8 protein-coding genes and 1 pseudogene are annotated in these 4,923 nt (G+C 54.3%); 8 read left to right on the top strand and 1 reads right to left on the bottom strand.

Annotated features, from left to right (window positions below; all coding sequences use genetic code 11):
- The 5 genes from Q0341_RS08960 to Q0341_RS08980 all read left to right on the top strand — a co-directional run.
- A partial coding sequence (locus Q0341_RS08960) for a cbb3-type cytochrome c oxidase subunit I (protein ID WP_299512297.1) occupies nucleotides 1–1,022 on the top strand: 1,022 nt, incomplete at its 5' end.
- A gap of 5 nt (nucleotides 1,023–1,027) precedes the next feature.
- Complete coding sequence (locus tag Q0341_RS08965) at nucleotides 1,028–1,144, top strand: cytochrome oxidase small assembly protein (protein ID WP_299512299.1); 117 nt, start codon at nucleotides 1,028–1,030, stop codon at nucleotides 1,142–1,144.
- A gap of 9 nt (nucleotides 1,145–1,153) precedes the next feature.
- Nucleotides 1,154–1,783 carry a cytochrome c oxidase assembly protein gene (locus tag Q0341_RS08970; RefSeq protein ID WP_299512301.1) on the top strand — a complete coding sequence of 210 codons (630 nt, stop codon included), beginning with the start codon at nucleotides 1,154–1,156 and terminating at the stop codon, nucleotides 1,781–1,783.
- Entirely contained in the window at nucleotides 1,780–2,007 is a 228-nt protein-coding gene (locus Q0341_RS08975) for a DUF2970 domain-containing protein (protein ID WP_299512302.1), read from the top strand. The genes Q0341_RS08970 and Q0341_RS08975 overlap by 4 nt, the downstream gene beginning before the upstream one ends.
- Nucleotides 2,008–2,050: 43 nt before the next feature.
- Nucleotides 2,051–2,932, top strand: a complete 882-nt coding sequence (locus Q0341_RS08980) for a cytochrome c oxidase subunit 3 (RefSeq protein ID WP_299512303.1) — start codon at nucleotides 2,051–2,053, stop codon at nucleotides 2,930–2,932.
- A 132-nt stretch (nucleotides 2,933–3,064) separates the two neighbouring features.
- Here the strand turns inward: Q0341_RS08980 and Q0341_RS08985 are convergent, their stop codons facing one another.
- Nucleotides 3,065–3,298: a twin transmembrane helix small protein gene (locus Q0341_RS08985; RefSeq protein WP_299512306.1), complete on the bottom strand. Its 234-nt coding sequence runs from the start codon at nucleotides 3,296–3,298 to the stop codon at nucleotides 3,065–3,067.
- 14 nt (nucleotides 3,299–3,312) lie between these two features.
- Between Q0341_RS08985 and Q0341_RS08990 the strand changes: the two genes are divergently transcribed.
- The 3 genes and pseudogenes from Q0341_RS08990 to Q0341_RS09000 all read left to right on the top strand — a co-directional run.
- A complete protein-coding gene (locus Q0341_RS08990; protein ID WP_299512308.1) occupies nucleotides 3,313–4,056 on the top strand; it encodes an SURF1 family protein in 744 nt (247 codons plus the stop codon).
- Nucleotides 4,007–4,720 (top strand): hypothetical protein, encoded by a 714-nt coding sequence (locus Q0341_RS08995; protein ID WP_299512311.1) that lies wholly within the window; start codon nucleotides 4,007–4,009, stop codon nucleotides 4,718–4,720. Before Q0341_RS08990 ends, Q0341_RS08995 begins: the two co-directional genes overlap by 50 nt.
- A gap of 2 nt (nucleotides 4,721–4,722) precedes the next feature.
- Nucleotides 4,723–4,923, top strand: a pseudogene (locus tag Q0341_RS09000) (heme A synthase); the annotation flags it as partial.

Genomic DNA, 4,923 nt, shown 5'->3' on the forward strand with positions numbered 1-4,923 from the left:
TGTTCGCTTGGACGTGGCTCATCACCGCTTACCTGCTGATCGCCGTGATGCCCGTTTTGGCTGGCGCGATCACCATGACCCTGACAGACCGCCACTTTGGCACCAGCTTCTTCAACCCCGCTGGTGGTGGTGACCCGGTCATGTACCAGCACATTTTCTGGTTCTTTGGTCACCCCGAGGTGTACATCATGATTTTGCCGGCCTTCGGCATCATCAGCCAGATCGTGCCCGCCTTCGCCCGCAAAAAGTTGTTCGGTTACGCCTCCATGGTGTACGCCACATCGTCCATCGCCATCTTGTCCTTCATCGTGTGGGCGCACCACATGTTCACCACCGGCATGCCGGTCACAGGCCAGTTGTTCTTCATGTACGCCACGATGCTGATCGCCGTGCCGACCGCCGTGAAGATCTTCAACTGGATCGCCACCATGTGGCGCGGCTCCATGACCTTTGAAACCCCCATGCTGTTCGCGGTGGGCTTCATCTTCGTGTTCACCATGGGTGGCTTCACGGGTCTGATCTTGGCCATGGCCCCGATCGATATCCAGTTGCAAGACACTTACTACGTGGTGGCCCACTTCCACTACGTGTTGGTGGCGGGTTCCCTGTTTGCACTGTTCGCAGGCGTTTACTACTGGATCCCCAAGTGGACCGGTGTGATGTACAACGAAACGCGCGGCAAGATCCACTTCTGGTGGTCACTGATCTCCTTCAACGTCACGTTCTTCCCGATGCACTTCTTGGGTCTGGCTGGCATGCCCCGCCGCTATGCCGACTACCCCATGCAGTTCGCCGACTTCAACATGATTGCTTCGATCGGTTCCTTCTTCTTCGGCTTTGCCCAGGTGTACTTCTTCCTGTTCATCGTCTTGCCCGCCATGATGGGCAAGGGCGAGAAGGCGCCGCAAAAGCCTTGGGAAGGCGCTGAAGGCCTGGAGTGGGAAGTTCCTTCCCCAGCACCTTTCCACACCTTTGAAAATCCACCCAAGCTGGACGCAACGGCAACCCGTGTGATTGGCTGATCGTCATGGCCCAGACACCTGAACAAAGAAAAAGCAATGTGCGATTGGGGCTGATTTTGGCCTCAGTGGCACTCGCTGTGCTGCTCGGATTTGTGGCCAAGTTGATGCTCCTCAACCCCTGAAAGAACCCCATGAACTTGCGCGGTGAAAACCTGAAAATGGTGGGCAAACTGGTGATTGTGACGGCCAGCATGTTCGGCTTCGGTTACGCCCTGGTGCCCATTTATCAGGCCATTTGCGAGATCACGGGCATCAATGTTTTGTCGATTTCAGAAACTCAGGTTCCTGGAAATGCCAAGGCCGGCAAAGCCGCTCAGGTGCTGCGCAACAGCCAAGTCGACACGTCACGAACGATTACCGTCGAGTTTGATGCCAATGCGCGCGGTCCATGGGATTTCAAGCCTGAAAAGCGCAGCATGCAGGTGCATCCGGGTGAACTCAGTACAGTCATGTACGAGTTCCAAAACATACAAAACCGGGTCATGTCTGCGCAAGCGATTCCCAGCTACGCACCGCGACAAGCGGCAAGCCATTTCAACAAGTTGGAGTGTTTTTGCTTCAATGAGTACACGCTGCAGCCGGGCGAAAAGAAGTCTTGGCCTGTGGCTTTTGTGATCGATCCCAAGTTGTCCAAAGACGTCACCACGATCACACTGTCCTACACTTTCTTTGAGGTGGGTGGCAAAACACCCGCTGCACCAACGGCTCCGTTGGCGGCTGCGGTTCAGCCTGTGGCTGTTAAAACAGGTTTGGGTTCATGAGCCCTACAGATCCGGTGAAAGTTCATAAAACCAATTGGTTGCGGACCATTCAGGCGGTTCTTTGGTCGTTTGTGGGCATCAGAAAAAATGCCGACTACCAAGAGGATGTTGAAAAGCTCAATCCGTTCCACGTCATTGGCGTGGCCATCGGTGCGGCTTTGTTGTTTGTGCTGGGGTTGATAGCCCTGGTCAATTGGGTTGTGGCTCAGCCATCAGGGCTGTAACCCGCAAGATTAGATTTCGAATGAAGACAGAGCAGGAGTTTCCATGAGTACAGCAGCACACGGCAGCACGCCTTATTACTACGTCCCCCACGAGTCACGCCATCCTGTCATGTCGGCGATCGGTTTGTTTTTTGTCATTTTTGGCGCTGGCCAGTGGATCAATGGGGTCGACTGGGGCATGTATTGCCTGTTCTTTGGCATGGCTTGGTGGTTGATTGTTTTGTACCAGTGGTTTGCAGAGGCTGTTCACGAAAGTGAAACGGGCATGTACGGTCGCAAAATTGACTTGTCTTACCGTTGGAGCATGACTTGGTTCATTTTTTCTGAAGTCATGTTCTTTGGCGCATTCTTCACCGCACTGTGGTGGGCCCGTTCACATTCGATTCCAGCCCTGGGCAGCTTAGAAAACGCATTGCTTTGGCCTGACTTCAAAGCCGCATGGCCCAGTGTGGTGGCCGGTGCGACCACATCGCCTGCAGGCCTTGTAGAACCCTTTCAGACCGTTGGGCCTTTTTGGTTGCCCACCATCAACACCGCGTTGTTGTTGACATCGGGCGTCACCTTGACGATTGCTCACCATGCCTTGCAGGTTGGCAACCGCAGCAAAACGATCATGTACATGTGGATGACCGTGATTTTGGGTGTCGTTTTCTTGTTTGTGCAAGGCTATGAATACGCCCATGCATGGGGTGATCTGAACTTGAAACTCTCGTCCGGCATTTATGGTTCCACCTTTTACATGCTGACGGGATTCCACGGTTTCCACGTTTTCGTCGGCATGCTGATGCTGCTGTTCATTACATTGCGTCTGCAAAAAGGGCATTTCACCAAAGACCGCCATTTCGGCTTTGAGGGTGCAGCCTGGTACTGGCACTTTGTGGATGTGGTCTGGTTGGGTTTGTACATCCTGGTTTACTGGATGTAAGGACTTGGCCGCTGCAGTAAAAAAGCGCCCAAGGGCGCTTTTTTACTGGGGCACAGAGGTTCGGGCTTGGCGTGGTGCGCGCGACTTGCGAAGACATCACATTACCAGGCGAGAAATAAGTGCTGAATCCATTCAAGCGCCTGGCGGAATACCCGTTGGCTGAATCCAACCCATCTTCCATGAAACCAAGACACAAACAAAGAGGACAATCGAGAACCCGACCCTGAAGGCCAAGGCGGTGGCCATATTTCCTTTTGGGGGTGGCTGCTCGTCAGACTGAGGCGACTTGCCTCTCATCATGTGAACCAAGGCCCAGACCAGACTGCCCAAAATGGCCATAAACGCGATAGCAACCAAAATCTTCATGCGTGCATTATCCAATGACTGAGAAAACCCCGAGTTGGCAAAGATGGCTCTTGCTGAGCTCGGCCGTGGCAGCGATCGCTGCGACCAGTTCATTGGGCATGTGGCAGCTGAGCCGCGCAGACGAGAAGTTGAGCCTTCAAGCGGCACGCGAACAGCAATCGGCAAAGGAAGTGCTGGGAGGAGGCAGCTTGGCGCAGCGTGATGACGCGGTGAACAAGCGTCAAGAATTGATTCACCGCCGCATGGTGCTCAAGGGGCGGTGGTTGCCGCAGCACACGCTGTACTTGGACAACCGCCAAATGAACGCCAAGCCGGGCTTTTATGTGCTGACGCCGATGCATCTTGAAGGCACTGAAGTGGTTGTCATGGTGCAGCGGGGTTGGGCACAGCGCTCCTTCACCGACCGGACGGCTTTGCCAAGTATCCAGACCCCTGATGGTGGGGTGGAAGTGCAGGGCCATTTAGCCCCATGGCCATCAAGGCTCTATGACTTCGGTGGCCCGGAAGATGGGCCAATCCGGCAAAATCTCCATCTTGAGAACTTCAGAAAAGAGACCGGTCTGAATGTGCTTGAAGTTTCATTGTTGCAGTCCGGACCGGCCTCTGAAGGTCTCTTGCGCGAATGGCCTAAGGTGGCCAGTGGTGTAGAGAAACACCATGGTTACGCTTTTCAGTGGTTTGGCCTGAGTGGCCTGATTGCTTTACTTTATGTCTGGTTCCAAATTGTCCAACCCCGCCGCCAAAAACAACCTGCCTGACAGCCCCTTGGCCATGACTGTCCACGACATGCCCAGCCCAGGCTCTGTTGTGCAAGCTGATGCCCAACGTACCCGCATGGGTCGCTGGAAAATGATCGCGATGATGTTGGTTTGCGCGTCGCCCGTCATTGCTTCGTACTTCACTTATTACGTGCTTCGACCGGAGGGAAGAAGTGTTTATGGTGAACTGATTGAGCCACAAAAGGACATGCCTCAAGTGGTGGTTAAAAACAATGAAGGGCAAGAATTGGCCCTGAACTCGTTGCGTGGTCAGTGGTTGCTGGTCAGCGTGGCGTCTGGATCGTGCGCCGATGAGTGCCAGAAAAATTTGTATTTTCAGAGGCAACTGCGTGAAATATTAGGGCGAGACAAAGACCGTGTGGACCGCGTCTGGCTGGTCACGGACGACGCCCCGATTGCCGAAAAATTATTGCCTGCCCTGAACATGGCGCACGTATTAAGAATGGATCCAGCGGTGGTGCAAACTTGGATCAGCCCAGCCCAAGGGCAGCAAATTGAAGACCACCTCTACGTTGTAGACCCCATGGGTAATTTCATGATGCGTTTTCCTGCGAACATGGATGTGGCAGGTGCCTCCAAAGCCAAACGCGACATCGGCCGTTTGCTCAGAGCATCCTCGTCCTGGGACGAGGCGGGGCGATGAGCATGACAGAGGTCGACTTGTACAACCTCGAGCCCATTTTGGAGTTGATGGGCGTTGGCCTGCTTGTGGCCGCTTTGCCGCTGTCTTGGTGGTTGTGGCGGCAACGCATGGCGACGCCTTCTCGGCGTTTGAAAGCCCTGACACTGATCACACTGTTCCTGACTTTTGATCTGGTGCTGTTTGGTGCCTTCACCCGACTGACC

The sequence above is a fragment of the uncultured Limnohabitans sp. genome (assembly GCF_937889215.1).
In the GTDB taxonomy this organism is placed as follows: domain Bacteria; phylum Pseudomonadota; class Gammaproteobacteria; order Burkholderiales; family Burkholderiaceae_C; genus Limnohabitans_A.